Raw genomic sequence first — 25,866 nt, 5'->3', positions numbered from 1 at the left:
AATACGTCTTTAAGGCAGGTGACGGCCAATGACCCCCAATCCGATCGCGCCGCTTGTCGGCATCGTCATGGGTTCCCGTTCCGACTGGGAAACCATGCAGCACGCCGCCCAGAAGCTTGAAGCCCTGGGTGTTCCGTTCGAAGTGAAGGTGGTGTCCGCGCATCGGACGCCGGATGTGTTGTTCAGTTACGCCGAGCAGGCGGGCCCGCGTGGCCTGCGCGCGATCATCGCCGGTGCAGGCGGGGCCGCGCACCTGCCGGGCATGATCGCGGCCAAGACCGCCGTGCCGGTGCTGGGTGTGCCGGTGCAGTCCAAGGCCCTCAACGGAATGGATTCCCTGCTGTCGATCGTGCAGATGCCGGCCGGCATCCCGGTCGCCACCTTCGCCATCGGCAACGCCGGCGCCTCCAACGCCGCGCTGTTCGCGGCGGCGATGCTGGCCAGCGACCAGCCGGCGATCGGCCAGGCGCTCGATGCCTTCCGTGCACGCCAGACCGAAGACGTGATGGCCCACGACGATCCGCGCCAATGAGCCTGACTGTCGGCATCCTGGGCGGCGGCCAGCTCGCCCGCATGATGGTCCTGGCCGGTGCGCCGCTGGGGCTTCGCTTCGAACTGTACGACCCGGCCGCCGACGCCTGCAGCGGCCCGCTGGCGCCGCTCACCGTGGGCGCCTTCGATGACCGCCAGGCCCTGGCGGACTTCGCCGCCAAGGTCGATGTGGTCACCTTCGATTTCGAGAACGTACCTGCCGACAGTGCACAGTTCCTGGCCGACCGCGTGCCGGTCTATCCGCCGCCGGCCGCGCTGGCGGTGGCCCAGGACCGGTTGAGCGAGAAGACCCTGTTCCAGCAGCTGGGTATTCCGCTGCCGGCCTTCGCCGACATCCGTAACCGCGACGAGCTGGCGGCGAAGGCGGCTGAGTTCGGTCTGCCGTGCATCCTCAAGACCCGCCGCCTCGGCTACGACGGCAAGGGTCAGTTCCGCCTGCGCAGCGAAGCCGACATCGACGCCGCATGGGATGCGCTCGGTGCCCAGGTGGAGCGCACCGGACTGATCCTGGAGGGCTTCGTGGCCTTCCAGCGCGAGGTCAGCGTGGTGGCCGTGCGTGGCCGCGATGGCAGCTTCGAAGCCTGGCCGGTCACCGGCAACTGGCATGTCGACGGCGTGCTGTCGGCCAGCGTGGCACCGGCGGTGCTGTCCGACGCCGAGCGGCAGGCAGCGATCGGCTATGCCCGCCGCGTCGCCGAGCACCTGCAGTATGTGGGCGTGTTCGCACTGGAGCTGTTCTGTCGCGACGGCGAACTGCTGGCCAACGAGATGGCACCGCGCGTGCACAACTCCGGCCACTGGACCATCGAAGGCAGCGAGACCTCGCAGTTCGAGAATCACTTGCGTGCCGTGCTGGGCCTGCCACTGGGCAGCACCCGCATGCTCGGCCATGCCTGCATGCTGAACTGGCTGGGCAAGATGCCCGATCCGGCGCCGGTGCTGGGTCAGGCCAGTGGCCATTGGCACGATTACGGCAAGGAGCCGCGCGAAGGTCGCAAGGTCGGCCACGCCACGTTGCGCGACGATGATGCCGCTGCATTGGCCGATGCGCTGGACCAGGTCGGCCTGGAGCTGGACCGCCAGGCCCAGGTGGCGCCGGCAGTGCACGCGCTGCGCAACCGCTGAGCCCGGGCGTGCCGGCCAATGGCCGGCACAACCTTGTATGCCTGCAACGGTGTGGCGCGCCGGTGCAGGCATCGGCGCACCATTGCCGGTGGTAGCGTGGCGCTCCTTTCACAGGAGTCACGACCATGCTCGACTGGAATGCCTATCGCAAGGAACTGAAGGGCCGCATCGGAGAGATCGGCAAGCTCTCGCCGGACACGGTCAAGGGCTACGCCACCCTGGCCAATGCCGGTGCCCAGACCAACCACCTGGATGCCAAGACCCGTGAGCTGATCGCATTGGCGGTGGCGGTGACCACCCGCTGCGACGGCTGCATCACCGTGCACGTGGACGCTGCGCTGAAGCATGGCGCCAGCCGCGAGGAAATCGCCGAAGCACTGGGCGTGGCGGTGTCGCTCAACGCCGGCGCGGCGCTGGTGTACTCGGCGCGGGTGATGGACGCGGTGGCTGCGCACGAGAACGCGTGACGCTTCATCTGTAGAGCCGAGCCCATGCTCGGCTGCTGTCCGGCCAGCCGAGCATGGGCTCGGCTCTACAGGCAGTCAGCGCAGCTGGCTCTCGGCGAATTCCCAGTTGACCATCTGCCAGAAGGCATCCAGGTAACGCGCGCGATCATTCTGGTAATCGGTGTAGTAGGCGTGCTCCCAGACATCGCAGCACAGCAGCGGGGTGCTTTCGCCGGTCAGTGGCGTGCCGGCGTTGCGGGTGGCCTGGATGCCGAGCTGGCCACCGGGGTGCTGCACCAGCCACACCCAGCCCGAGCCGAACAGGCCCAGCGCGGTGCGGTTGAATTCCTCGCGCAGGCGCTGCGCATCACCGAACTGGCGCTTGACCAGCTCGCCCAGCCGGCCCTGCGGCTCGCCGCCGCCGCGCGGGCGCAGGCACTGCCAATAGAAGCCGTGGTTCCAGGCCTGGGCGGCCGCATCGAACAGCGTGCCCTGGGCATGGCGCACGATCTCTTCCAGTGACGCCTCCTCCCACTCGGTGCCGAGAGTGCCGGCGTTGACCGCGTCAACGTAGGCGCGGTGGTGGCGGCCGTGATGCAACTCAACGGTCTGCGCGGACAGGTGGGGCTGCAGGGAGCCGGGGAGGTAGGGCAGGGCAGGCAATTCGACGGGCATGGACAGGTTCGTGGCCAGGGGGGCGGCGGCAGCCTGTTCCATCCGCTTACAATGGCGGCTACCGTGGGCAGTCTAGCCGACCATCACGGTCGGTTTGTCCGGCGAAGCAAGGAGTGTGGTTGTGGCGGTAATGCAGCAAATCCAGGCCGAGGTCGATCGTTACCCGCTCGTGCTGTTCATGAAGGGCACCCCGCAATACCCGATGTGCGGCTTTTCCAGTCGCGCCGTGCAGGCGTTGATGGCAGCCGGCGCCGTCACCCTGCGCACTGTCAACGTGCTCGAAGAGCCGGAGATCCGCGCCAACCTGCCGCGCTTTTCCAATCTGCCGACCTTCCCGCAGCTGTTCATCAATGGTGAGTTGATCGGCGGCTGCGACATCGTCATGGAACTGTTTGAATCCGGCGAGCTCAAGCGCATCGTCGAAGAGGCGACCCAGGGATGAGTGCCTGGCCGTCGACGTCACCGACTGACGGGGCGATCGATGGCCGCCCGTTGCAGGATCGCGTCGTACTGGTCGCCGGCGCCGGGGGAGGGCTGGGCAGTGCCGCGGCGGTCGCCGCAGCTGCAGCCGGGGCCACCGTGGTCCTGCTGGGACGCAAGCCGCGCCGGCTGGACCGGGTCTATGCCCAGGTCCAGGCGGTCGGTCCGGAACCGCTTCTGTACCCGTTGGACCTGGAAGGCGCCAGCCCCGATGACTATGCCGAACTGGCCCAGGCCCTGCAGCGCGAGCTGGGGCGGCTGGATGGACTGCTGGTCTGCGCCGCGCATTTCCCCGGGCTGACTCCGTTTGAACTGGCTGACCCGGCCAGTTTCGCCCGTGCGGTCCATGTCACCCTGACCGCGCCGGCCTGGCTGGCCCAGGCCTGCCTGCCGCTGCTGCGGCAACGCGAGGATGCCGCTCTGGTGTTCGCGGTCGATGCTCCCGAACGGGTCGGACAGGCCTATTGGGGGGGGTATGGCGTGGCCCAGCACGGCCTGCGTGGCCTGATCGCCAGCCTGCACGATGAACTGGGCCGTAGTCCCATCCGGGTCAGCGGCCTGTACCCCGGCCCCCTGCGCACGGCGCTTCGGGCCCGCGCCTATTCCGTGGACCAGGACCCGGCTGCGCAAGGCCCGGAAGCCGCGGCGGCCGCTGCGGTGACCCTGCTGTCCGCCGCTGGGAGCGCCTGGCGCGGGCAGATTCTCGATGCCAGTGAGACGCCTCGGGAAAGGTGAGCCCCGTGGGAAGGCGGAGTGAAGAACCCGTCACGATTGCGTTGCGAACCGGTGCCGTTTGTCGCACAACCGTCACATTGATGGCGTAGCGTGTTAATCTAGTGTTAACCGTTAGGGCTGCCTTCAGCCGAGCGGTAGGGAACCCCAGATAACTCTCCGATCAGCCACCCGCAGGGCTGCTTGGATGCGCTTTTTTTCCGCCATCGCCAACTCGCATCGAGGCTACCGAAAAATGACCCACCCACTCCGGATGTCCAAGCTTACCCTTGGTCTCGTGGCTGCACTTGCTGCCGCTCCCGCCTTCGCCCAGAGCAGCACCTCCGCCGGTGTCGGCGGCCAGGTGATGTCCGCTGCAGGCCAGCCTGTCGCCGGCGCTGAAGTCACCATCACGCACACCGAGTCGGGCACTGTTTCGCGTGCCACCACCGATGCGTCGGGCCGATACAACGCGCGCGGCCTGCGCGTGGGTGGTCCGTACACCATCACCATCACCAAGTCCGGTGAAGGCACCAAGACCGAGGAAGGTGTCTACCTGAACCTGAACCAGGTCAACACCGTCAACGCCAACCTGGGCGGTGACCTGGCTGCAACCAACCTGGACGCGGTGAACGTTGTTGCCACCGCCGGCGGCCTGGACCTGTTCAGTGCCAACAAGATGGGCACCGGCACCAACGTGACCCGCGAAACGATGGATGCGCTGCCGTCGGCCAGCCGCAACATCCAGGACTACGTGCGTCTCGACCCGCGCATCTCGCAGGTCAGCAAGGCGGACGGCGCGATCTCGGCCGGCGGCCAGAACACCCGTTACAACGCCATCCGCATCGACGGCATCAGCGCCTCCGATCCGTTCGGCCTGGGTTCCAACAACCTGCCGACCGAGCGTCAGCCGGTGTCGATGGACGCCATCCAGGAAATCAACATCGACCTGGCCAACTACGACACCACCATCGCCGGTGGCACCGGCGCGGTGATCAACGCCGTGACCAAGTCGGGTACCAATGAATTCCACGGCACCGTGTACGGTTCGTACCGCGACAAGGACATGGTCCGCTCGCGCCTGGAAGGTGACAAGCAGGACTTCAACGGCTTCGAGGACGAGAAGACCTACGGCATGACCTTCGGCGGCCCGATCGTCAAGGACAAGCTGTTCTTCTTCACCAACTATGAAAAGTACGAGCGCTCGGCTGCCGGCGTCGCCCTGAGCGACACGCCGATCGGCCGTGGCACCATCACCCAGCAGCAGATCACCGACGTCCAGAACTTCCTGGGCAAGCTGGGCTACGACCCGGGCAGCCTGACGGCGCCGAACAGCAAGACCGAGATCGAAGAGTATGCGGTCAAGCTGGACTGGAACATCAACGAGAACCACCGTGCGGCCCTGCGCTACAACAAGATGGAGCAGAACGTCGTTCGCTTCCCGCAGGTCAGCAGCAGCGCCATCTCGCTGAGCAACTTCTGGTACCAGCAGCCGACCCAGTACGAAACCTGGATGGGCGAACTGTTCAGTGACTGGTCCGAGAACTTCTCGACCGAGTTCAAGGTCTCGCACAAGGATTACTCGGCCAACCGCGTCCCGCTGGTCGACATGCCGCAGATCCGCATCAAGTCGGGCAACGATTCGCTGTACGTCGGTACCGAACAGAACACCCACGTCAACATCGTCGAGTCGAAGGAACTGAGCGCCTTTGGTGCCGGTACCTGGTACATCGGTGACCACACCGTCAAGTTCGGCTTCGATTACTCGAAGAATGACCTGATGAACTTCTACGGCCGCAACCTCAACGGCGTGTACGAATTCAACAGCGTCAACGATTTCCTGGCGGGCAAGGCTTCGCGCTACCAGCTGCGTGCTCCGCGCGCCGATGGCAGCCGCAGCGACATCCCGGCCGACTTCACCCTGAAGAACACCGGCGTGTTCGTGCAGGACACCTGGGCGATCAACTACAACCTGAACCTGATGTTCGGCGTGCGCATCGACATGCCTGACTTCAGCACCCAGCGCCTGTACAACCCGCGCATCGAGCAGCTGTACGGCTTCAACAATACCAAGCTGGTCGACAAGAACCTGGTGCAGCCGCGCGTCGGCTTCAACTACACCTTCGACAGCGATCGCCCGACCCAGCTGCGCGGTGGCGTGGGCCTGTTCGGCGGCGCCGCCCCGAACGTATGGCTGGCAGGTGCCTACCAGAACACCGGCCTGAACTACATCGAGTACGACGAGCGCAGCATCCCGGCCGGTGCCTTCACCCCGGACGGCAACAACCCGTACATCCCGGCCGGTGGCCCGGCTTCGGCCCGTCAGAACGTTGACATCATCGCGCCGGGCACCCGCCTGCCGTCGGTGTGGAAGGCCAACCTGGCGTTCGACCATGAGCTGCCGTGGTACGGCATCGTGGCGTCGGCCGAAGTGCTGTTCACCAAGGTCAAGGACGGCATCTACTTCGACCGTCTGGACGTGTCGGCGCCGACCGCCTTCGGTCAGGATGGCCGCGCGATCTACTGGAACGCCGCTGGCCGCAATCAGGCCAATACCCGTATCGACAAGGGTGTCGACTACGGCATGTCGACCGGTACCAAGGGTGCTGTTGACCGCGCCAACCGTCCGTCCGACATCGGCGATGTGCTGGTCCTGCGCAACACCGACAAGGGCCGCGGCACCCAGGCCACCTTCTCGCTGGCCAAGCCGCTGACCGAGAACTGGGGCTGGTCGCTGGGTTACACCTACACCAAGTCGACCGAGGTCAGCCCGCTGTCCAGCTCGCAGAACACCTCGAACTGGAACAACACGCTGATCTTCAATGCCAACGAGAACGTGGCCTACAACTCGCGTTATGCGATGAAGGACCGCGTCACCGGCACCCTGGAGTGGAAGCACAACTTCTTCGGTGACAACGCCACCCGCGTCGGCCTGTTCTACGAAGGCCGTTCGGGCCGTCCGTACAGCTACATCTTCTACAACGATGCCAACGGCGACGGTGCTGCCACCAACGACCTGTTCTACGTGCCGAAGGGTCCGGGCGACGTGCTGTTCACCGGCGGTGCCGCGATGGAGAAGCAGTTCTTCGACTGGCTGGCGCAGAACCCGGAACTCGATGCCTACCGTGGCAGCGTGGTCCCGGCCAACCGCCACCGCGCCTCGTGGGTCAACAGCTTCGATGTCCGCGTCAGCCAGGAATTCCCGGGCTTCATGAAGGGTCACAAGGGTGAAGTCGCCCTGGACATCATGAATGTCGGCAACCTGCTGAACAAGAAGTGGGGCCTGATCGACGACTACGGCTTCTACTCGACCCGTCGCGTTGCCAACTACGCAGGTATCGATCCGGCCACCGGCAAGTACGTGTACTCCTTCACTGGTTCGACCGACAACCCGTCGGTGCAGGAAAACAACAACGACAAGGGCAACACCGCCGTGTCGCGTTGGTCGATGCAGCTGACCCTGAAGTACAAGTTCTGATCCGTCAGCGCTTGAAGTGGTAAGTGGAAACGGCCGGGGAAACCCGGCCGTTTTCCGTTCAGGCGAAAGTTCTTGCAGGGTGTCGGGGAACGGCGTAGCATCCAGAAATGTGCGCGGTGCCAACGCCGCCGATGCGGTCCCGGAATGGCGAACGCGGGCAGCACACATCCAACGGTCGGGCTTCCCGGCCGTTTTGCTTTTTAAGGGGGCGGCAGTACAGTCGGAAACCTTGAAGGAAGCGAAAAATTGGATATGACCACGAACGAAAAATCAGCCCGTGCGCTGCCGGTACAGGATGCGCGGATCTACCCGCGCGGTGGGCTGGACGTGCTGTCGCGGGCCGAAGTGGCACGCCTGCGCGATGCCTCCGCCGGCGGCATGCATGAGCTGCTGCGCCGCTGCGCGCTGGCCGTGCTGACCAGCGGCAGCGCCTCGGACGATCCGCGCGCGGCGCGCGACCTCTACCCTGATTTCGACATCCAGGTGGCGCAGCAGGATCGCGGCGTGCGCATCGATCTGGTCAACGCACCGGCGATGGCCTTCGTCGACGGCGAGATCATCCGCGGTGTCGCCGAACTGCTGTTCGCCGTCGTGCGCGACCTGGCCTACATGGCCATCGAAATGGGCCCGGCCTACGCGGCCGAGCTGGAGTCATCCGAGGGCATCACCAACGCGGTGTTCGGCCTGCTGCGCAACGCGCGCATCCTCAATCCGGGCGACCCGAACCTGGTGGTGTGCTGGGGCGGACACTCGATCTCGCGCGACGAATACCTGTACACCAAGCAGGTGGGCTATGAGCTGGGCCTGCGCGGCCTGGACATCTGCACCGGTTGCGGCCCCGGTGCGATGAAGGGCCCGATGAAGGGTGCCACCATCGCCCATGCCAAGCAGCGCCGTACCGTGACGCGTTACATCGGCCTGACCGAGCCGGGCATCATTGCCGCCGAGTCGCCGAACCCGATCGTCAACCACCTGGTGATCATGCCGGACATCGAGAAGCGCCTTGAGGCCTTCGTCCGCATCGGGCACGGCATCATCGTGTTCGCCGGTGGCGTCGGTACCGCCGAAGAGATCCTGTACCTGCTCGGCATCCTGCTGCGCGAGGAGAACAAGGACCTGCCGTTCCCGCTGATCCTGACCGGCCCGACGGTAGCGGCACCGTACTTCGAGCAGATTGATCGCTTCATCCGCCTGACCCTGGGCGATGCGGCTGCCGAGCGCTACGAGATCATCATCGGCGACCCGGTGGCGGTTGCGAAGAAGATGGCCACCGGCATCAAGCGCGTGCGCGAGCACCGCCTGGCGCAGAAGGACTCGTTCTTCTTCAACTGGTCGATCGAGATTCCGTGGGAGTACCAGCAGCCGTTCGTACCCACCCACGAAGCGATGGCGGCGCTGGACCTGCACCACGGGCGTGCCCCGCACGCGCTGGCGGCCGACCTGCGCCGCGCGTTCTCGGGCATCGTCGCCGGCAACGTGAAGGAAGACGGCATGCGCCGCATCGAGCAGTTCGGGCCGTTCCAGATCCACGGCGACCCGGACATGATGCAGGCGCTGGATGCGCTGCTGCGCGCCTTCGTCGAGCAGCGCCGGATGAAGATCTCCGGCGAGTACCAGCCCTGCTACCAGGTGCTGGCCTGAACCCGGGCCGGCGTGATGGGGATCGCGCCGGCACTGGCAGGGGAGGGCGGGTCGTCAAGCCTTTGACGCCCGTCGCCCCGGATTGACCGTTCATCCTGCCGCCGCTTGCCGGTGGCGGGGCGATGGCCCATCGTGGCCACCAACACGCTGGGGAGCGTCCAATGTCTTTGCGCCGGCAAAACGGCTTCACGCTGGTTGAACTGATGGTCACGCTGGCCGTCTTCGTGGTCCTGGCGTCGATCGCCTATCCGAGCTTCCGCGGCATGATCCGCTCGAACCGGCTGGCGACCGCCAACAACGAGCTGATCGCGCTGGCCAACCTGGCCCGCAGCGAAGGCATCCGCAACAGCAACGGTGGCGGCGTCTGTGGCAGCGCCGATGGCAAAGCCTGTGATGGCGACTGGTCCAAGGGGGTACTGGCCTGGTCGGACCTGGATGGCGACGGCCAGATGGGCAGCAATGACGTCGCGCTGCGCTTTTCACAGGGCAATCCGCAGCTGAGCGTAGTTGGCCCGCCGGGCGCGGTCATCGCCTTCGACGGGCGCGGCCGGCGCAGGGCGGTCGCCGATCAGACGCTGGTGCTGTCGCCGGATGCGTGCAAGGCCGGCGAATCGAAAAGCACGTTGACGATCAACCAATCCGGCCAGGTCCGGGTGACCAAGGGAACCTGCTCATGAGCCGCCGCAACCTGGCCCGCCCGCGTTCGTCGCAGGGGGGCTTCAGCCTGATCGAAGTGATGGTGGCGGTGCTGATCCTGGCATTCGGGCTGCTGGGCTTCGCCCTGCTGCAGACCACCAACGTCCGCTTCGTGCAGAGCGCGAACTACCGCACCCAGGCGACCAACCTGGCCAACGACCTGATCGAACTGATGCGCGCGCAGCGCACCGACACCCTGGCCGGTGGCGCCTATTCCTCGGCCTCGTTCTCGGCCGGCTCGGTGAAGCCCAGCGGCGCCTGCGCCTGGCCGACCGGCGCCGCCGTGACGCCGCAGGCGAACGTCGCGCGCTGGCAGTGCGAGGTCGCACGCACGCTGGGCGAGAAGGCCAGCGCACAGGTGACCTTCGTGCAGAGCACCGGCGAGGTCACCGTGGCCATCAGCTGGGGTGACCAGCGCTGGGATCCGAAGGACCCCGACAGCCTTACCACCTTCGGCCTGACGACCTTCCTGTGAACATGCCCATGAGTCCAATTTCGCGCACCCGAGGCCTGTCGCTGATCGAACTGATGATCGCCATGGTCATCGGCCTGGTCCTGATGCTGGGCGTCACCCAGATCTTCATCGCCTCGCGTGCGGCATCGCGCCTGTCCGAAGGTGCGGCCCGTACCCAGGAGAACGCGCGCTTCGCGCTGGACTTCCTGCAGCGTGACCTGCGCATGGCCGGCCACTTCGGCTGCGTCAACGACCAGGCTCATGTGGTCAAGAACACCGGCGATGTCGGTTATCACCTGGGCATCAGCTCGGGCAGTGGCGACCCGCAGGATTTCTCGGTTCCGGTGCAGGGGTATGAGGCAGCAGGTACGGCGCCGGGCGCCACCCTGACCCTGGGCCGCGCGTGGAGCGCGGCGCAGTCGGTGCCGAAGAGCATCGCCAACCTCAAGCCGGCGCCACTGCCGGGCAGCGACATCCTGGTGCTGCGCCTGATGAGTCCGGAAGGGGCCGTGGTGACCGGCATCTCCGTGGCCGCGGGCGCGACCACGCTGACCGTCTCCAGTGATGGCATGGCCCGGCTGAAGGCCAACGCCGCAGGTGCGCCGACGGTCTTCGGCATAGCCGACTGCACCCGTGCCGACGTGTTCCCGGCCACCATCAGCGGTTCGACGGTGAAGGTGGACAAGGTCGACCTGAGCAACTATTCGATCAACAACGCGATGACCATGCTGTATCGCGCCGATGGCATGGCGTACTACATCGCGACCAATCCCAATGGCGAGCCGGCGCTTTACCGGGCACGCGCGAATGGCGCCGGCGGCTACGCCGATGGCGAGGAGCTGGTGGAAGGCATCGAGAACATGCAGTTCCTGTACGGACTGGATGCCACCCCGGATATCGCCCTGCCCACGCCGCCGACCGGTCGCATCGTCGACCAGCGCGTGGCCAGTGCGGTCAGCACCGGTACCGATGCCACCGCCGCAGGGCAGTGGCGCCGCGTCGGCATGGTGCAGGTCGGCCTGCTGGCGCGCAGCCCGCAGCGTGCGTCGGCCGAGGCACCGGGCAGCGCGGCCACCTATCCGGCCATCCTCGGGGTGGGCTTTGCCCCGGCCGATCCTTACGACCAGCGCCATCGGGGCGCCTATGAAGCGTCCGTTGCGCTGCGCAACCGCTTGTTCGGGAACTGACGACCATGCGCACTCATCCTTCCTCCCGACGCCGTCCCTTCGTTGCCCACGCACGACAGCAGGGTGCCGTTCTCTACGTCGCGCTGATCATGCTGGTGCTGCTGGCCCTGCTGGGCGTCATCGGCATGCAGGTGGCCGGCATGCAGGAGCGCATGGCGGCCGGCTACCGGGCGACCAACATGGCGTTCCAGAACGCCGAAGGCGCGGCACGCAGCGCCGAGAACGCGGTGGAGAACATCGCCAATCGCAAGGATGCCGGTGCCAATCCGGCCGTAGCGTCCGCCGACATCAGCCAGCAGTGCGATGACGGCTTCGATCCGTCGGCCTGGGTCGCGAAAACCAAGCTGGGCAGCAAGCCGGCCATCTATGTCCGTGAGATCCAGGGTTGCATCCAGGGGGAGGGTGCGCTGGACATGGGCAAGTCGGTGGAGAAGCCAACGCCGGTCTACCAGATCACGACCTATGCCGGTGATACCACCAGTGATGCGACGTCGCGTGCGGCGATCGATACCGTATTCAAGCTGTGAGGGTGGGGAACCCATGAACACTCGCAACCGCAGGATCCTGGCAGGCGTTGGCCTTGCCGTGTTGGCCGCTGGCGGCTATCTGGCGCATACCTTGTTTGCCGCACAGGCGCAGGGCGTACTGGCACAGGAGCCGATGAACGTGCAGACCCGCGCGACACCGGCGTTCATCATGGCGGTGGACGATTCGGGTTCGATGAACTTCGAGCGCATGTTCCCCGGTGGTGACGGCCGCATGCGCTGGAACAGCAACACCAACAGCTTCTTCAACAACGACGGAAGCTTCTTCAGCGTGGGCTCGGCGTGTGCCAACAACTCGGTGGACTGTTACCTCTACCTTTACCCGCACGCGGAATTCAACAAGGAGTATTCACCGGGCCGGGCCATTCCGCCGTTGGACATCTACGGTTTCGCGCGTTCGCATGTCTACAACGCCAGTTACTTCAATCCGGCAGTGACCTACCGGCCGTGGACCAATGCCGACGGCACGCTGTGGCCGAATGCCTCGATCACCCAGACCCGCGCCGATCCCCGGTCCGGGCAGCGCGGCTACAATGCCGTGTACAACATGACCGTCAATCGCGCCGAGACGTCGGAGAAGTTCCAGTTCGTCAGCGGCATGCGGATTCCCGACCTTTCCGGCACCGGCAATGAATACTATGTCGACAGCTGGCGGGATGGCGGGTGGAAGACCGCTGCGATCAGCAACACCGGCAATACCACATACGCGATCAGCTACTTCCCGGCCACCTTCTACCTGCCGGCCGCAGCGCCTACACCGGACGGATACAAGACCGACGACGCCAGTCGCCCGGTGATCAAGGATGCCTGTGGTCCGGGCTGCGACCTGCGCCGCTACCAGATCAAGTCGGGCAACTACTCGAGCCCGGCCGCCTACAACGCCGCGATCCAGAATTTCTCCAACTGGTTCCAGTATCACCGCAATCGCGTGCTGGCCATCGTCGGTTCGTCGACTGCCGCCCTGGTGAGCGTCGATACGATGCGCGTGGGCTACTTCACCATCAACAAGCTCAGCAACGCGACCATGTATGACATGGTCACCAATCGTGCCGATCTCTACAAGCAGATCTACACGCTCACCGGCAATGGCGGCACGCCCAACCGCCGCGCGGTTGAATATCTGGTCGACCAGTTCCGTCGTACCGATGCCGACGCCCCCGTGCAGCTGGCCTGCCAGCGCAATGGCGGCATGCTGTTCACCGACGGCTACACCAACTCCGGCAATGCACCCAACGGATCGTTCGGTGATGCGGACTCGGTGAATTCCACGCACCTGCCGTCCATTCCGTTCGCCGATGGCTACAGCAATACCATCGCCGACATCGCGGCGGCGGCCTATGCCGGCGCCCGCACACCCCTGCGCACCGGCACCAGCTTCCCGGCCGGCCAGGTGCCGGTCAGTGACAAGTGCAGTTCGCTGGACAAGAGCAGCCCGGACTGGAAGCGCCTGGACTGCCAGACCGACCTGCACATGAACTTCTACGGCGTGACCCTGGGCGCGCAGGGCAAGATCTATGGCGTCAACCAGGCAGCGACCGACGATCCCTACAAGAACCCGCCGAACTGGGCTGGCAACGGCAACCCGCTGAATGTCGACGACGGTACGGTCATCGATGAACTGTGGCACGCGGCCGTCAACAGCCGTGGCGAGTTCATCAATGCGCAGACGCCGGCCGACGTCACCGAGGCCATGCGCCGGGTACTGTCCTCGATCACCGGTGGTGCGTCGCCTTCAGGCACGATCGGTATCAGTGGTGCACGCATCGGTACCGGTTCGCTGGCGGTCACCCCGCGTTATGACATCACCAACAGCGGCACTGATTGGTCGAGCAAGCTGACCGCGTCCAGCGTCAAGGTCAACGCCAACCAAGTGGCCGAGCTCACCGAGGTGTGGGAAGCCTCCAGCCGCCTGACATCGTCCGGCCGCCGGATCGTCGCCAACAAGCTGGGTTCGCCCGTGGATTTCAACAGCGCCCGCATCAGCCTGCAGGACCTGTGCAGCAAGCCTGACGGCAAGTACGCGACGATGCTGGTGTGCTCCACCGACAAGCTGACGGCGATCAAGGCTGATCTGGCCAGCGCGATCAACTATCTCAGTGCCGACAGCTCGACCGAAGTCCGCAACGGTGGCAAGTATCGTGACCGCACCACGCCGCTGGGTGACATCGTCAATTCGGCGCCGGTGGTGAGCTCGCCGCTGGACGACTACGGTTACCGCCAGTTGGGTGGCACCTACGCAAAGAGCTATACGGACTACCTGGCCACCAAGGCCAAGTCGCAGCGGTACATGGTCTATGTCGGCGCCAATGACGGCATGCTGCACGCCTTCGACGGCGGCATGAAGGCCGATGCCAGGCAGGACGGCACCGGTGGCACGGAGAGCTTTGCCTACATCCCGGCCACCGCGCTGGGCCACATGGCCAACCTGCTGTTCCCCTACAAGTCCGACACGGCCGACCAGACCTTCCGTCATCGTTACTACGTCGATGGTCCGGTGACGGTGTCCGATACCTTCAACGGTACCGCCTGGCAGACCAGCCTGGTAGGCACCACGGGTGCGGGTGGCCGTTCGGTGTTCGCACTGGACGTCACCACGCCGGGCAGCTTCGGCACCGGCAACGTGCTGTGGGAAATCAGTGACATCAATTCGTCGCTGCGGGATGAGGTGCGCAACAACATCGGTTTCGTGCTGGGCAAGCCGGTGATCGTGCCGGTGAAGAGTGGCACCGGCGTGGCCTGGAAGGCGATCTTCGGTAATGGCTACGGCAGCGCCAACGGCAAGGCGGTGTTGTTCGTGGTCGATATGGCCAGTGGCGACATCCGGATGATCGAAGCCGTCGAGGGTACCTCGGGCGCTGGCATCTCCGGTGACAACGGATTGGGCAATGTGGTCGTTGTCGATCGTTGGACCGGTACCAACCAGGATGCGCGCGGTCGTGATGGCCTGGCCGACACCGTCTATGCCGCCGATCAGCGTGGCGCCGTGTGGAAGTTCGACCTGACCAGCAGTGCGAATACCACGTTGACCGTGCCGATGTTCACCAGCCAGGTTGCCCAGGACTCCTCCAACAGGACCTACCGTCAGCCGATCACCGGTGGCATGACCGCCGCGACCGGTCCTTCGGGCGGCGTGATGCTTTACTTCGGCACCGGCAGCTTCTCCTTCACCAGCGACAAGGATGACAAGTCGCAGCAGGCGCTGTACGCCGTGAACGATCTGTCGGGCAAGACGGTGACCTCGACGGTGACCGCTGCCAACCTGGTACCGTACACGGCCGCGGCCGCCGCTGCAGGCGTTGATGAGCGCAAGATCACCGCGGGTGCGGCGCCGGCCAACGCCCGCGGCTGGATGATCCAGCTGCCTGCCCGCAACGGTGAACGCGCAGTAGGTAACCCGATCCTGGTCAGTGGCATTGTCTTCATGCCGACCTATGTACCCAACATGGAAACGGTTGGCTGTTCGACCAGTGGTTCGAACTGGCTGTTCGGGTTGTCGTCGATCAGCGGCCTGCCGATGCTGGAGAACGTCCGTTATGGCTCGCCGACCGGTAGCCGACCCGCCTCCGGCACCGCGGCCATTGCATTGAAGACAGGAGGAACCGCGCCGGTGCGTGACGTTTCGCTGTCGGTGTTGCCACGTCCGACGGACAACAAGGCACCGCCCGGTGGCAGTTCCTGCTGGATGGCGGTGGGTGCTGCGGGCAGCCAGTCGCTGTATCTGCCTTACCCGTGCGGTCGCCAGTCCTGGCGCCAGCTCCAGTAACCCAAGTGCGAGGATCCACGCCCATGTTGCACACTCCCATGCCTCGCCGCGCGGCTGGCTTCACGCTCATTGAATTGATGATCGTGGTGATCGTCATCGGCATCCTGGCGGCGATCGCCATTCCGTCTTACCAGGAGTACGTGCGCCGATCGCATCGCGCCGTGGTGAAGGCGGACCTGGCCGAGTATGCGCAGCGTGCGGAGCGCTACCACACCAGCAACAACTCCTACACCGGCTACGCACTGCCGACCAAGGTGTCGCCGCGTGATGGAGGGACTGCGCGCTACAACCTGGATTACAAGGGAGACGGCACCAGCTTCACCATCACCGCCACCCCGCAGGGCACGCAGGCCAAGGACAGCTGTGGCAAGTTGAGCGTGGACCAGGCCAACCGCAAGACGGCCGACGGTGGCGTTGCCAGCTGCTGGTGAAACAGGTGTTGATCTTCCTGTAATCGACCAGTACAATGCGCCTCCCCGCCCGAATAGCTCAGCCGGTTAGAGCACTTGACTGTTAATCAGGGGGTCGTTGGTTCGAGTCCAACTTCGGGCGCCAGACACTGCAGAAGCCGCGAGAAATCGCGGCTTCTGCTTTTCTGCGCAGGCATTCAGCAGGGTGTATCGCGGTTCACGCGCTCGCTCCGGACGCGGCCGCCATTGTTGACGATCAATGCGCCATGCAGCTGGTTGCCCGCGCAGATGCGCAGGGTCAGGTTGGCCCCCGGGCTGCGTCCATCTGCCTGGAAGAACAGCAGCGGTCGCCCGCTGCTGGCCTGGGCAAGGATCGAGACGTCCGAGCGCCCGGTGTGGTGGCTCAGGATCGCCTCCGGCGAGGCAGGCTCCCCGCGCTGGTCGCCGCTGCGGTAGATGATCCAGCCGGCGCTCCAGTCGTCACTGCAGTGCCGGCCATCGACACTGGCGCAGAGGCCGATCAGCTCCCGTCTGCGCACGGCCTCGCTGCGTGCGCCGGACAGGCTGGCATGCAGGGTCAGTTGCAGTGCATCGGCGCGTTGCCGCAGCAGCAGGGGCTGCAGCGCCGGCCAGGACGCGGCCAGCAGCACCGCCAGCACAGTGATGACCACCAGCAGTTCGGTCAGGTGCACGCCCCGCGCAGAGCGGGGGCCGAGCGGGCAGGGGGCTTGGGCAGTGTGCATGCATCCAGCCTCCGCGCCCGGCTGTGCGGCCGCCATCGGGAATCCCCGTAGCGGTCTGCCCGGCAACCCCTCAGCCGGCCGTCACTCCTCGCCCCGTATACTCACCCTTCCCGGGAACTGGCAACACCATGAGCGACAGTTTTGAACTTGTCTCGCCGTATTCGCCGGCGGGCGACCAGCCCAACGCCATCGCGAAGCTGACCAGCAACTTCGAGGCCGGCATCGCCAAGCAGACCCTGCTGGGCGTGACCGGCTCGGGCAAGACCTACACCATCGCCAACGTCATCCAGAACGTTCAGAAGCCGACGCTGATCATGGCACCGAACAAGACGCTGGCGGCGCAGCTGTATGGCGAGTTCAAGGCGTTCTTCCCGCACAACGCGGTGGAGTACTTCGTCAGTTATTACGACTACTACCAGCCCGAAGCCTACGTGCCGTCGTCGGACACCTTCATCGAGAAGGACAGTTCGATCAACGAACACATCGAGCAGATGCGGCTGGCCGCGACCAAGACCCTGCTGTCGCGCCCGGACGCGATCGTGGTGGCCACGGTGTCCGCGATCTATGGCCTGGGTGCGCCGGAAGACTACCTTTCACTGCGCCTGATCCTGTCCAAGGGCGAGCGCATCGACCAGCGCGACCTGATCAACCACCTGACCCAGCTACAGTACACGCGCAATGAGTACGAGCTGCAGCGCGGTACCTTCCGCGTGCGCGGCGAAGTGATCGACGTGTTCCCGGCCGAGTCGGACAGCGAAGCACTGCGCCTCGAACTGTTCGATGGCGAGGTCGAGAAGATCACCCTGTTCGACCCGCTCACCGGCGAGACGCTGCGCAACATGCAGCGCTTCACGGTCTACCCGAAGACCCACTATGCGACCACGCGCGAGCGCGTGCTGGCGGCGATCGAGACGATCAAGGTAGAGCTGAAGGAGCGGCTGGAGCAGCTCTACGCGCAGAACAAGCTGGTGGAGGCGCAGCGCCTGGCCCAGCGCACGCAGTTCGACCTGGAGATGATGGCCGAGGTCGGTTACTGCAACGGCATCGAGAACTACTCCCGGCACCTGACCGGCAAGAATGCCGGCGAGCCGCCACCGACCCTGTTCGACTACCTGCCGCCGGATGCGCTGCTGGTGATCGACGAATCGCATGTGACCATCCCGCAGATCGGCGCCATGTTCAAGGGGGACCGCTCGCGCAAGGAAACCCTGGTTGAGTTCGGTTTCCGCCTGCCGTCGGCGCTGGACAACCGCCCGCTGCGCTTCGAGGAATGGGAGGAGCGCTGTCCGCGCAGCATCTACGTGTCGGCCACGCCCGGGCCCTATGAACTGCGTGAAGCCGGTGACGAGATCACCGAACTGGTGGTGCGCCCGACTGGCCTGATCGACCCGGTGGTGGAGATCAGGCCGGTCGGTACCCAGGTCGACGACCTGATGAGCGAGGCCAACGCGCGCATCAAGGCGGGCGACCGCGTGCTGGTCACCACGCTGACCAAGCGCATGGCTGAAAACCTCACCGAGTACCTCACCGAACACGGTATCCGCGTGCGCTACCTGCACTCGGACGTGGATACGGTCGAGCGCGTGGAGATCATCCGCGACCTGCGCCTGGGCAAGTTCGACGTGCTGGTCGGCATCAACCTGCTGCGCGAAGGCCTGGACATGCCCGAGGTATCGCTGGTGGCGATCCTCGATGCCGACAAGGAAGGCTTCCTGCGCTCCACCGGCTCGCTGATCCAGACCATCGGCCGCGCCGCACGCAACGTGCGTGGCAAGGCGATCCTGTACGCCGACAAGATTACCCGCTCGATGCAGGCGGCGATCGATGAGACCGACCGGCGCCGTGCCAAGCAGGTCGAGTACAACGAAGAACATGGCATCGTGCCGCGCTCGGTGGCGCGCCCGATCGTCGATGTCCTTGAAGGCGCGCGTTCGGATGCCGCCGAGAAGGAAGCCAAGAAGGGTAAGGGCAAGGGCCGGGCGGGTGTGGCCGAAGAAGCGGCCGACTATCGTTCGCTGTCTCCGGCGCAGCTGGCGACCCGTCTCAAGGCGCTGGAACAGCAGATGTACCAGCACGCCAAGGACCTGGAATTCGAGGATGCCGCACGGGTGCGTGACCAGATCCGGCAGCTGAAGGAAGCCAGCCTGGGCTGAACGTGGCAGTGCAGCATCATCTTCACAAAAGTATTGCGCTTCACGGCCCGCATCCGTAATATACGCGGCCTGCACCGACGCAATCGCGGAAATGCAGAAGCAAAACGGGCGGTTAGCTCAGCGGTAGAGCACTACCTTGACATGGTAGGGGTCACAGGTTCGAACCCTGTACCGCCCACCACGAAACCCTCGGAAGAGAGTTGTCGTGAACTGCAAAGCCCGGCCCTGGCGCCGGGTTTTTACGTAGCAAGGCCAGCCTTCGGGCGGCAAGAACACGATGGGCGGTTAGCTCAGCGGTAGAGCACTACCTTGACATGGTAGGGGTCACAGGTTCGAACCCTGTACCGCCCACCACCTGCTCCCGGCGTTGCCGGTGAAGCGGTGGAAACGATGAAAGCCGGCCCCGGGGCCGGCTTTTTTCGTTCCGGCGAGCCTGGCGTTCCCGCGAAGCTGCATCCGTGCCGGTTCATTGGCATGAAATCAGTGGGTAATGCTGATCGAACGCTGGATGCGCCACTGGCCGTCGACGCGTTCCCACAGCTGCGCCACACCTACCCGGACCAGTGCCGGATGAGGGCTGGCGCCAGTGTCGTCTGGCGATTGCTGGCTGCCCAGCCGCAGCACGCGGTCCTGGCGCAGGTGATAGAGCTGAAGGGGCTGCGCTTCATGTATGGCCTGCCGATCCTCGGTGCGCAGGATCTGGCTGCGCAGGGCATCCTCGGTGGGCCCGCAGCCGTCGCCGAACAGGCTGGAGAACAGCAGGATCAGGGCAAGCATCGGCATGGCACGGTGCTCCAGCGGGAAAGTGCGTGCAGGCTGGCAGGGTCGGCCGGGCATCGCAGCCGGCCTGCGACGAAGGCGGGAATTGGGCCGCCAAAGGCAGGCAGATGGCGATGAATCCGGGCCGCGCAGGCGTAGACTCGGCGCTGCTGCGCAAACGCGCCATTACTGCAAGGAGCTGCCGCATGAGTGATCACGTCCCGGTGTCCAGGCCCAACCCGCTCCTGGAACGCCTGTTCGGCGGCAACATGCTGGAAGGCACGTTCAAGGCAGTGATCTGGGTCGCAATCCTCAGCGCGCTGCTGGCGTGGACCACGCTGCGCTGAATGACGCTGCCGCGCCAGGCCTGCCGGGTGGCGGGTCCTGCTGACCCGATCACTCCCGCTGCCGCCGGTGCGGCGGCAGTGCCTGTGCGGGTGCTGTCAGGCGCTGAAGGCCTGGCGCAGGCTGCGCAGGGTGGCCTGGCGATGTTCCCTGGCCGTTGGCTCGCCCATTTCCAGCTCCTGCAGGCGCAGTCCGACCAGAGTCATCGCCAACGCATAGCCGCGTGCCGCGTCGGCAACGCGTGACAGGCTCACTGCACGGCGGGCCAGTGCATTCACATGTTCAAGGTCGGGCATCAGTCCCAGATAGGCGCGTTCTGCGCTGTCCAGGTCCGGTGCACGCAGGATCGCGTGGGCTTCTGCGGTGGGGGAGACGGAGGCCATGGGGGTCCTTGTCAGGGGCAGCGACAGCATCGTTCGGCCACATTGCGGGTGATGGCTGCGCATGCTGAAGGGGCAACATTGTCAGAACATTGCGCCTGCAACCGCTGGCATGCATGGGCGCAAAACCATGGCCCCAGGCACTATGATCGGCAGCGTTTCCGGTAGACGAGTTCCTGATGCGCATCCTCCTGGTCGAAGACGATCCTGATCTGTCCCGCGCCCTGCAATCGGGCCTGGAGCGGCAGGGCGTGGTCGCCGATGTGGTCGGCAGCCTGGCCGAGGCCGCGCTCGCGTTGCGCGAACCGGTGCACCAGCTGCTGCTGCTCGATCGCCAGCTGCCCGATGGCGATGGTGCTGGATTCGTCGCGTCGGCGCGTGCGCTGCGGCCGAACCTGGCGGTGATCATGCTCACCGCCAAGGGCACGCTGTCGGACAAGGTCGAAGGCCTGGACGTCGGTGCCGATGACTATCTGGTCAAGCCGGTGGCGATCGAGGAGCTGATGGCACGCATCCGCGCGGTATCGCGCAGGCCTTCGGCGATGGTGACGCCGAGCCTGCGGCTGGGGCGGCTCGAGTTCGATTTCGAATCGCTGCAGGCACAGGTGGAGGGCCAGCCCTTGGCATTGCCACGTCGGCAGGTGCTGGTGCTGCAGGCGTTGGCGATGCGGCAGGGCCGCACGGTGACCCGCAGTGCCCTGGAGGCTGCAGTGTACGGGTTCGATGATGAGATCCAGTCCAATGCGCTCGATGCGCATATCTCCAAGCTGCGCAAAGCGCTGCAGCAGGCCGGGGCGGGGGTGGAGATCCACGTGATCCGGGGCGTCGGCTACCTGCTGGCGGAGGCCTGAGATGGCCCGTCCGATCCGTTCGATCACCCTTGGCTTGGCTTGGCGCCTGTTCCTGGCACAGGCCTTCACCGTACTGTTCGCGGTGGTCGCGTTGATCCTGACCTGGGGTGACAAGGACTCCTGGGGCATGGACATGTTCGTTGCCGAGGCGGTGGCCAAGGCGGTGCACAGCGAAGGTGGCCGCCTGGTGCTGGACCAGGCGCGCTGGGACAAGCTCGATGCCAACGCCGGTGGAAATCTCTGGTTCGCCGCGGTGGATGACAAGGGCATGTGGCTGGAGCGCGGCACCATCCCAGCGATCCACGCGCCGATGCTCGCGCGGCTGCCGACCGTGGGCGCCACGGAACTGGGCTCGCTGGTGCCCCCTTACCTGGACGTGGCGCGGGTGATGATCCGCAACGAGGACGGGCGCCGCATCACCGTGATGGTCGGTGGCGCACCCAAGGGCGGGCTGCTGGATGGCGCGCTGATGGTGCTGCGCCTGATCGGCCTGTGGTTCTTCCTGCCACTGATCGTGGTCACCCTGCTGGTGATGCCGACCGTGATCCACCGTGCAATGCGCGGCGTGCGCCGTTCTGCGCAGCAGGCCAAGGAACTGGATATCGGCCAGCCCGGTGCGCGGCTGGATGCGCGGCTGGTCTCCACGGAAGTGGCGCCGCTGGTGGAAGCGTTCAACGATGCTATCGACAAGGTGCAGCAGGGCTACGCCGCGCGCGACAAGTTCCTCGCCGACGCGGCGCACGAGCTGCGCGTGCCGATCGCCGTGGTGCAGGCGCGCCTGGCGCAGCTGCCACAGGGTGAGCTGAAATCGCAGTTGCTGACCGACGTGGCGCGGCTGGGCAATGTTGCCGAGCACCTGCTCGATCTGCAGCGCCTTGACCGCAATGTCGGCGCATTGCAGCGGCTGGACCTGGCGCTGCTGGTGCGTGAGGCCGCCGCGGACCTGGCGCCGTTGGTGGTCGGCGCCGGCTATGGATTCGAAGTGGACGCGCCGGAATCGCCGGTGTGGATCCACGGCGACAGTCTGGCGCTGGGGCGGGTGATTGCCAACCTGGTGCACAACGCGATCGTGCATGGTGGTGGCCGTGGCACCATCTGCGTGCGGTTGGATGCGCGTGGCTTGCTGGAAGTCAGCGATCAGGGCGCGGGCATTCCAGTGGGCGACCGCGAGGCGATCTTCGAGCCGTTCCATCGCCTGCGCGCGGCGGGCAGCGGCAGTGGCCTGGGCCTGCATCTGGTGAAGGAGATCGTGCAGCACCACGGTGGCTCGGTCAGTGTCGGTGAGGCTGCGGGGGGCGGCGCAAGCTTCCGGGTCAATTTCCATCGCGGCAGCGTCCGGCGCTGACGCGTTTGCGGGGCAAGTCCCGATAGGCAACCTGCCGCCGGTAGCGGCAGGCTGGACCCATGGCCGTCGAGCGTTCCCCGTCTCCCTTGCTGGGCAGTGGCGCCGCTGCGGCGCTGACACTGGGGGCGCTGGCCTGCGTGCAGCTGCCACAGCTGCCGCCGCTGTGGGGCTGCATGGTGATGATCGTGCTTGGCATGGCAGGGTGGGGCCTGCGTTGGCGGGGGCGCCTGCCCGCGGTCGTGCTGCTGGGCGCCGGATGGACGGCGATGCACGGACACTGGGCAATGCAGGAACAGCTGCCGCCAGGCCAGCCAGCACGGGATGTGGTGGTCAGTGGACGGGTCATCGATCTGCCGGACCATGGAGCCGCGCACACCCGCTTCCTGCTGCAGGTCAGCGAGAGCAGCGAACTGCCATCGCTGCGCGGCAAGCGCCTGCAGGTCACCTGGAACGATGCCTGGCGTGCCGCTGACGCCACCGACGCCGGGCGTGGGCGCCATCAGGTCCTGGCCGGCGCGCAGTGGCATCTGGCCCTGCGCGTGCGGGCGCCGCGTTCGCGGATCAATCCCGGTGGTTTCGACGGTGAACGCCATGCGCTGCTGCGCGGCGTGTCCGGCAACGGCACGGTTCGGGCGCCGACCAGCGCGCGTGAGCTTCAGGCCGCGCATGGCCTGCCGGCGTGGCGTGAACGCACCAGCGCTGCCATCGCCGCGCAGGTGGCCCATCCAGCTGCGCGCTTCGTGCAGGCGCTTGCCCTGGGCGATACACGTGGCCTGTCCGACGCCGATTGGGATCAGTTGCGGGCGCTGGGCCTGACCCATCTGGTGGCCATTTCCGGGTTCCATGTCGGGGTGGTGGCGGGACTGGGGGCGTTGCTGTGCCGAGGGCTGTGGTGGCTGTGCCCGCTGCTGGGCCGGCATTGGCCACGCCCCCAGGCGGCGGCCTGCGCCGCGGCCCTGTCCGCAGCGGGCTATGCGGTGCTGGCCGGCGGTGAATTGCCGACCGTGCGCACCGCACTGATGATCGGGCTGGTGGCGCTGGCGCGTAGTGGGCGGCGCCCACTGGGTCTCGTGCAGGGGCTTTCACTGGCGGCGCTGGCGCTGCTGCTGCCGGCGCCCCTGTCAGTGCTGTCCGCGGGCTTCTGGCTCAGCTTCGGCGGCGTCCTGTGGCTGGTCTGGTGCCTGCCGCAGGGACGTCCGCGAGGCGTGGTCGCCAACCTGCGCGGGTTCCTAGCCGCACAAGGGGTGGCCAGCGTCGGCCTGTTGCCGCTGGGCATCGCCTTGTTCGGCGGCACCGCCTGGCTGGGGCCGCTGGTGAACCTGCCGGTCATCCCGTGGTGGACATTGCTGGTGGTGCCCTTGTCGCTGCTGGGCACCGCCCTGCAGGTGCTGCATGACGGCGCCGGATGCTGGGCGTGGCGTGCAGCGGCGTGGTTGTTCGAAATCAGCTGGCAGGCCCTGCAGCCACTGGCGGCGCATCCACAGGCGATGTGGTGGTTGGCCGAGGCACCGGCCTGGGCAGTGCCGGCGGCGCTGCTGGGCGTGTTCTGGTGGCTGCTGCCACGCGGTGCCGGGGGCTGGCTGGCTGGCCTCCTGCTGTGCCTGCCGCTGCTGTGGCCATTGCGCGAGCGGCCGGCCGAGGGGGAGCTGGAGCTGCTGGTGCACGACGTCGGGCAGGGCACGGCGGTGTTGCTGCGTACCGCGCGGCATGCGCTCTGGTACGACGTGGGACCGCCGATCGGGGGTGAGGGCAGTGAGCGGGTCCTGGTTCCGTCATTGCGGGCGCTGGGGCAGGCACGGCCCGACCGCGTGCTGATCAGTCACGACGATCTCGATCATGCCGGCAACCTGCCGAGCCTGCGCCTTCAGTTGCCGGAGCTGCCCCTGTTGGCGCCGCCGGGCAGCGCGATCGCCGGGGCCGGGCGCTGCCAGCGCGGCCTGCGCTGGCACTGGGACGGCGTCGACTTCCAGGTGCTGCACCCGGATGCCGGCAGCCAGCGGGCTGAAAACGAGGACAGCTGCGTGCTGCGCGTGGCCAGCGCGCATGGTGGGGTCCTGTTGCCCGGGGACATCGGCCGCCCGGCCGAACAGGCGCTGCTGCGGGCGTCTCCGGCGGCGCTGAAGGCGGATGTGGTGCTGGTGCCGCACCATGGCAGCGGCGGCAGCTCCAGCGCGCCCTGGGTGGCGGCGGTGTCAGCCCGGCTGGCGCTGGTTTCGGCCGGGCACCAGAACCGCTTCGGCCACCCGCGCCGGGACGTGGTCCGGCGCTGGCAGGCGCAGGGAGCCGAGGTGGTGTCCACTGCGGAGTCCGGGGCGATCCGCGTATGGCTTGGCGCACAAGGGCTGCAGCTGCGTGAACAGCGTATCCATGCATCCCGGTGGTGGGATGCCGCTGGGCGGGCGCGGTCGGCTGTTATCCTATCGCCGATCAAACAAGCGGCCGTTGGGCCGGAGGGTTGAAACGTGTGGGAACTGGTCAAGGCCGGTGGCTGGCCGATGGTGCCGCTGCTGCTGTTGGGCGTACTGGCTTTGGCGATCATCCTGGAGCGTTTCTGGTCCCTGCGGCGGACTGAAGTGCTGCCGCCCGGCCTCGGCCAGGAAGTGCGCAACTGGGCCGCACGCGGCAAGCTTGACCCGGCGCACCTGCAGACCCTGCGTGCCAACTCGCCGCTGGGGGCATTGCTGGCGGCCGCGCTGGAAGCGCGCAATCGTCCGCGCGACCAGATCCGCGAGCGCATCGAGGACACCGGCCGCCACCTGGTGCACCGCATGGAACGTTTCCTCAACGCGCTGGGCACCATTGCCTCGGCCGGCCCGCTGCTGGGCCTGCTGGGCACCGTGATCGGCATGATCCAGATGTTCCTGGGCATCCTCGACCATGGGGTGGGCGACGTGAACCAGCTGGCCGGCGGTATCGGCAAGGCGCTGGTGTGCACCGCCACGGGCATGATCGTGGCCATTCCGGCACTGATGTTCCATCGCTACTTCAAGGGCCGCATCCACGGCTACGTGGTGGAAATGGAGCAGGAAGCCAGTGCCCTGCTGGACACGCTCGACGGTCGCCCCGGGGTGATGAACCCGGTCGCGCCGGCGCGACCGGCCAACGCCGCTGCGGCGAAGGCCTGATC

General features: G+C 66.3%; 23 protein-coding genes and 3 tRNA genes. 22 read left to right on the top strand and 4 right to left on the bottom strand.

Features of this window, described 5'->3' with window-relative positions; all coding sequences use genetic code 11:
* The first annotated feature begins 28 nt into the window (after nucleotides 1–28).
* From purE to AC5P5V_RS01070, 3 genes are all read left to right on the top strand, one after another.
* Nucleotides 29–532: a 5-(carboxyamino)imidazole ribonucleotide mutase gene (gene purE / locus AC5P5V_RS01080; protein WP_005412808.1), complete on the top strand. Its 504-nt coding sequence runs from the start codon at nucleotides 29–31 to the stop codon at nucleotides 530–532.
* A complete protein-coding gene (locus AC5P5V_RS01075) occupies nucleotides 529–1,677 on the top strand; it encodes a 5-(carboxyamino)imidazole ribonucleotide synthase (protein WP_154350504.1) in 1,149 nt (382 codons plus the stop codon). Before purE ends, AC5P5V_RS01075 begins: the two co-directional genes overlap by 4 nt.
* Nucleotides 1,678–1,802: 125 nt before the next feature.
* Nucleotides 1,803–2,144: a carboxymuconolactone decarboxylase family protein gene (locus AC5P5V_RS01070; RefSeq protein ID WP_019659022.1), complete on the top strand. Its 342-nt coding sequence runs from the start codon at nucleotides 1,803–1,805 to the stop codon at nucleotides 2,142–2,144.
* Between the two features lie 75 nt (nucleotides 2,145–2,219).
* Here AC5P5V_RS01070 and AC5P5V_RS01065 read toward each other — a convergent pair whose 3' ends face one another.
* Nucleotides 2,220–2,798, bottom strand: coding sequence for a superoxide dismutase (locus tag AC5P5V_RS01065; protein ID WP_032954072.1), 579 nt, complete (start codon nucleotides 2,796–2,798; stop codon nucleotides 2,220–2,222).
* A gap of 121 nt (nucleotides 2,799–2,919) precedes the next feature.
* Between AC5P5V_RS01065 and grxD the strand changes: the two genes are divergently transcribed.
* The 11 genes from grxD (at nucleotide 2,920) to AC5P5V_RS01010 (ending at nucleotide 16,308) form a co-directional block, all read left to right on the top strand.
* Nucleotides 2,920–3,240 (top strand): Grx4 family monothiol glutaredoxin, encoded by a 321-nt coding sequence (gene grxD, locus AC5P5V_RS01060; RefSeq protein WP_005415957.1) that lies wholly within the window; start codon nucleotides 2,920–2,922, stop codon nucleotides 3,238–3,240.
* Nucleotides 3,237–4,013 carry an SDR family NAD(P)-dependent oxidoreductase gene (locus AC5P5V_RS01055; protein ID WP_231352648.1) on the top strand — a complete coding sequence of 259 codons (777 nt, stop codon included), beginning with the start codon at nucleotides 3,237–3,239 and terminating at the stop codon, nucleotides 4,011–4,013. The genes grxD and AC5P5V_RS01055 overlap by 4 nt, the downstream gene beginning before the upstream one ends.
* A 232-nt stretch (nucleotides 4,014–4,245) precedes the next feature.
* Entirely contained in the window at nucleotides 4,246–7,467 is a 3,222-nt protein-coding gene (locus AC5P5V_RS01050) for a TonB-dependent receptor (protein WP_082783292.1), read from the top strand.
* Between the two features lie 252 nt (nucleotides 7,468–7,719).
* Complete coding sequence (gene ppnN, locus AC5P5V_RS01045) at nucleotides 7,720–9,108, top strand: nucleotide 5'-monophosphate nucleosidase PpnN (protein WP_019659018.1); 1,389 nt, start codon at nucleotides 7,720–7,722, stop codon at nucleotides 9,106–9,108.
* A 161-nt stretch (nucleotides 9,109–9,269) separates the two neighbouring features.
* Nucleotides 9,270–9,785 carry a pilus assembly FimT family protein gene (locus AC5P5V_RS01040; RefSeq protein WP_005415961.1) on the top strand — a complete coding sequence of 172 codons (516 nt, stop codon included), beginning with the start codon at nucleotides 9,270–9,272 and terminating at the stop codon, nucleotides 9,783–9,785.
* Nucleotides 9,782–10,279 carry a type IV pilus modification protein PilV gene (gene pilV / locus AC5P5V_RS01035; protein ID WP_005415962.1) on the top strand — a complete coding sequence of 166 codons (498 nt, stop codon included), beginning with the start codon at nucleotides 9,782–9,784 and terminating at the stop codon, nucleotides 10,277–10,279. The genes AC5P5V_RS01040 and pilV overlap by 4 nt, the downstream gene beginning before the upstream one ends.
* Before the next feature lie 8 nt (nucleotides 10,280–10,287).
* On the top strand, nucleotides 10,288–11,445 hold the full coding sequence (locus tag AC5P5V_RS01030; RefSeq protein WP_005415963.1) for a PilW family protein: 1,158 nt from the start codon (nucleotides 10,288–10,290) through the stop codon (nucleotides 11,443–11,445).
* 5 nt (nucleotides 11,446–11,450) lie between these two features.
* Entirely contained in the window at nucleotides 11,451–11,972 is a 522-nt protein-coding gene (locus tag AC5P5V_RS01025) for a pilus assembly PilX family protein (protein WP_134968947.1), read from the top strand.
* Between the two features lie 13 nt (nucleotides 11,973–11,985).
* Entirely contained in the window at nucleotides 11,986–15,753 is a 3,768-nt protein-coding gene (locus tag AC5P5V_RS01020) for a pilus assembly protein (RefSeq protein WP_231352649.1), read from the top strand.
* A 23-nt stretch (nucleotides 15,754–15,776) separates the two neighbouring features.
* Complete coding sequence (locus tag AC5P5V_RS01015; RefSeq protein ID WP_005415966.1) at nucleotides 15,777–16,184, top strand: type IV pilin protein; 408 nt, start codon at nucleotides 15,777–15,779, stop codon at nucleotides 16,182–16,184.
* 47 nt (nucleotides 16,185–16,231) lie between these two features.
* A tRNA-Asn gene (locus tag AC5P5V_RS01010) sits at nucleotides 16,232–16,308 on the top strand.
* Between the two features lie 52 nt (nucleotides 16,309–16,360).
* Here AC5P5V_RS01010 and AC5P5V_RS01005 read toward each other — a convergent pair.
* A complete protein-coding gene (locus tag AC5P5V_RS01005; protein ID WP_134968948.1) occupies nucleotides 16,361–16,906 on the bottom strand; it encodes a GspH/FimT family pseudopilin in 546 nt (181 codons plus the stop codon).
* Between the two features lie 128 nt (nucleotides 16,907–17,034).
* Between AC5P5V_RS01005 and uvrB the strand changes: the two genes are divergently transcribed.
* From uvrB to AC5P5V_RS00990, 3 genes are all read left to right on the top strand, one after another.
* On the top strand, nucleotides 17,035–19,059 hold the full coding sequence (gene uvrB, locus AC5P5V_RS01000; protein ID WP_061478487.1) for an excinuclease ABC subunit UvrB: 2,025 nt from the start codon (nucleotides 17,035–17,037) through the stop codon (nucleotides 19,057–19,059).
* 106 nt (nucleotides 19,060–19,165) lie between these two features.
* Nucleotides 19,166–19,240, top strand: a tRNA-Val gene (locus tag AC5P5V_RS00995).
* Between the two features lie 98 nt (nucleotides 19,241–19,338).
* Nucleotides 19,339–19,413, top strand: a tRNA-Val gene (locus tag AC5P5V_RS00990).
* Between the two features lie 126 nt (nucleotides 19,414–19,539).
* Here the strand turns inward: AC5P5V_RS00990 and AC5P5V_RS00985 are convergent.
* Entirely contained in the window at nucleotides 19,540–19,842 is a 303-nt protein-coding gene (locus AC5P5V_RS00985) for a hypothetical protein (RefSeq protein WP_134968949.1), read from the bottom strand.
* Between the two features lie 182 nt (nucleotides 19,843–20,024).
* On the opposite strand from AC5P5V_RS00985, the gene AC5P5V_RS00980 reads away from it, so the two are divergent.
* Nucleotides 20,025–20,165: a hypothetical protein gene (locus AC5P5V_RS00980; RefSeq protein WP_005415970.1), complete on the top strand. Its 141-nt coding sequence runs from the start codon at nucleotides 20,025–20,027 to the stop codon at nucleotides 20,163–20,165.
* A gap of 96 nt (nucleotides 20,166–20,261) precedes the next feature.
* Here the strand turns inward: AC5P5V_RS00980 and AC5P5V_RS00975 are convergent, their stop codons facing one another.
* On the bottom strand, nucleotides 20,262–20,546 hold the full coding sequence (locus tag AC5P5V_RS00975; RefSeq protein WP_061478485.1) for a hypothetical protein: 285 nt from the start codon (nucleotides 20,544–20,546) through the stop codon (nucleotides 20,262–20,264).
* A 176-nt stretch (nucleotides 20,547–20,722) separates the two neighbouring features.
* Here AC5P5V_RS00975 and AC5P5V_RS00970 point away from each other — a divergent pair, with 176 nt between their 5' ends.
* From AC5P5V_RS00970 to AC5P5V_RS00955, 4 genes are read left to right on the top strand one after another with little or no spacing between them, the layout of a single operon-like run.
* Nucleotides 20,723–21,394, top strand: a complete 672-nt coding sequence (locus AC5P5V_RS00970) for a response regulator transcription factor (RefSeq protein ID WP_049415866.1) — start codon at nucleotides 20,723–20,725, stop codon at nucleotides 21,392–21,394.
* Between the two features lies 1 nt (nucleotide 21,395).
* Entirely contained in the window at nucleotides 21,396–22,739 is a 1,344-nt protein-coding gene (locus tag AC5P5V_RS00965; protein WP_061478484.1) for a sensor histidine kinase, read from the top strand.
* Between the two features lie 59 nt (nucleotides 22,740–22,798).
* Nucleotides 22,799–25,198 carry a DNA internalization-related competence protein ComEC/Rec2 gene (locus tag AC5P5V_RS00960; protein WP_231352650.1) on the top strand — a complete coding sequence of 800 codons (2,400 nt, stop codon included), beginning with the start codon at nucleotides 22,799–22,801 and terminating at the stop codon, nucleotides 25,196–25,198.
* Nucleotides 25,199–25,201: 3 nt separating this feature from the next.
* Complete coding sequence (locus AC5P5V_RS00955) at nucleotides 25,202–25,864, top strand: MotA/TolQ/ExbB proton channel family protein (protein ID WP_061478482.1); 663 nt, start codon at nucleotides 25,202–25,204, stop codon at nucleotides 25,862–25,864.
* Nucleotides 25,865–25,866 lie beyond the last annotated feature (2 nt).

Source organism: Stenotrophomonas sp. YJH_SMC_130 (assembly GCF_059369035.1).
Note: the sequence above shows the minus strand (reverse complement) of the source record. Positions and strands in the feature narration are given on the sequence as shown.

Bases quoted from the DNA above. Each gene is read 5' to 3' on its own strand.
- purE (WP_005412808.1), top strand. From the start codon at position 29: ATGACCCCCAATCCGATCGCGCCGCTTGTCGGCATCGTCATGGGTTCC.
- AC5P5V_RS01075 (WP_154350504.1), top strand. From the start codon at position 529: ATGAGCCTGACTGTCGGCATCCTGGGCGGCGGCCAGCTCGCCCGCATG.
- AC5P5V_RS01070 (WP_019659022.1), top strand. From the start codon at position 1,803: ATGCTCGACTGGAATGCCTATCGCAAGGAACTGAAGGGCCGCATCGGA.
- AC5P5V_RS01065 (WP_032954072.1), bottom strand. From the start codon at position 2,798: ATGCCCGTCGAATTGCCTGCCCTGCCCTACCTCCCCGGCTCCCTGCAG.
- AC5P5V_RS01055 (WP_231352648.1), top strand. From the start codon at position 3,237: ATGAGTGCCTGGCCGTCGACGTCACCGACTGACGGGGCGATCGATGGC.
- AC5P5V_RS01050 (WP_082783292.1), top strand. From the start codon at position 4,246: ATGACCCACCCACTCCGGATGTCCAAGCTTACCCTTGGTCTCGTGGCT.
- ppnN (WP_019659018.1), top strand. From the start codon at position 7,720: ATGACCACGAACGAAAAATCAGCCCGTGCGCTGCCGGTACAGGATGCG.
- AC5P5V_RS01040 (WP_005415961.1), top strand. From the start codon at position 9,270: ATGTCTTTGCGCCGGCAAAACGGCTTCACGCTGGTTGAACTGATGGTC.
- pilV (WP_005415962.1), top strand. From the start codon at position 9,782: ATGAGCCGCCGCAACCTGGCCCGCCCGCGTTCGTCGCAGGGGGGCTTC.
- AC5P5V_RS01030 (WP_005415963.1), top strand. From the start codon at position 10,288: ATGAGTCCAATTTCGCGCACCCGAGGCCTGTCGCTGATCGAACTGATG.
- AC5P5V_RS01025 (WP_134968947.1), top strand. From the start codon at position 11,451: ATGCGCACTCATCCTTCCTCCCGACGCCGTCCCTTCGTTGCCCACGCA.
- AC5P5V_RS01020 (WP_231352649.1), top strand. From the start codon at position 11,986: ATGAACACTCGCAACCGCAGGATCCTGGCAGGCGTTGGCCTTGCCGTG.
- AC5P5V_RS01015 (WP_005415966.1), top strand. From the start codon at position 15,777: ATGTTGCACACTCCCATGCCTCGCCGCGCGGCTGGCTTCACGCTCATT.
- AC5P5V_RS01005 (WP_134968948.1), bottom strand. From the start codon at position 16,906: ATGCACACTGCCCAAGCCCCCTGCCCGCTCGGCCCCCGCTCTGCGCGG.
- uvrB (WP_061478487.1), top strand. From the start codon at position 17,035: ATGAGCGACAGTTTTGAACTTGTCTCGCCGTATTCGCCGGCGGGCGAC.
- AC5P5V_RS00985 (WP_134968949.1), bottom strand. From the start codon at position 19,842: ATGCCGATGCTTGCCCTGATCCTGCTGTTCTCCAGCCTGTTCGGCGAC.
- AC5P5V_RS00980 (WP_005415970.1), top strand. From the start codon at position 20,025: ATGAGTGATCACGTCCCGGTGTCCAGGCCCAACCCGCTCCTGGAACGC.
- AC5P5V_RS00975 (WP_061478485.1), bottom strand. From the start codon at position 20,546: ATGGCCTCCGTCTCCCCCACCGCAGAAGCCCACGCGATCCTGCGTGCA.
- AC5P5V_RS00970 (WP_049415866.1), top strand. From the start codon at position 20,723: ATGCGCATCCTCCTGGTCGAAGACGATCCTGATCTGTCCCGCGCCCTG.
- AC5P5V_RS00965 (WP_061478484.1), top strand. From the start codon at position 21,396: ATGGCCCGTCCGATCCGTTCGATCACCCTTGGCTTGGCTTGGCGCCTG.
- AC5P5V_RS00960 (WP_231352650.1), top strand. From the start codon at position 22,799: ATGGCCGTCGAGCGTTCCCCGTCTCCCTTGCTGGGCAGTGGCGCCGCT.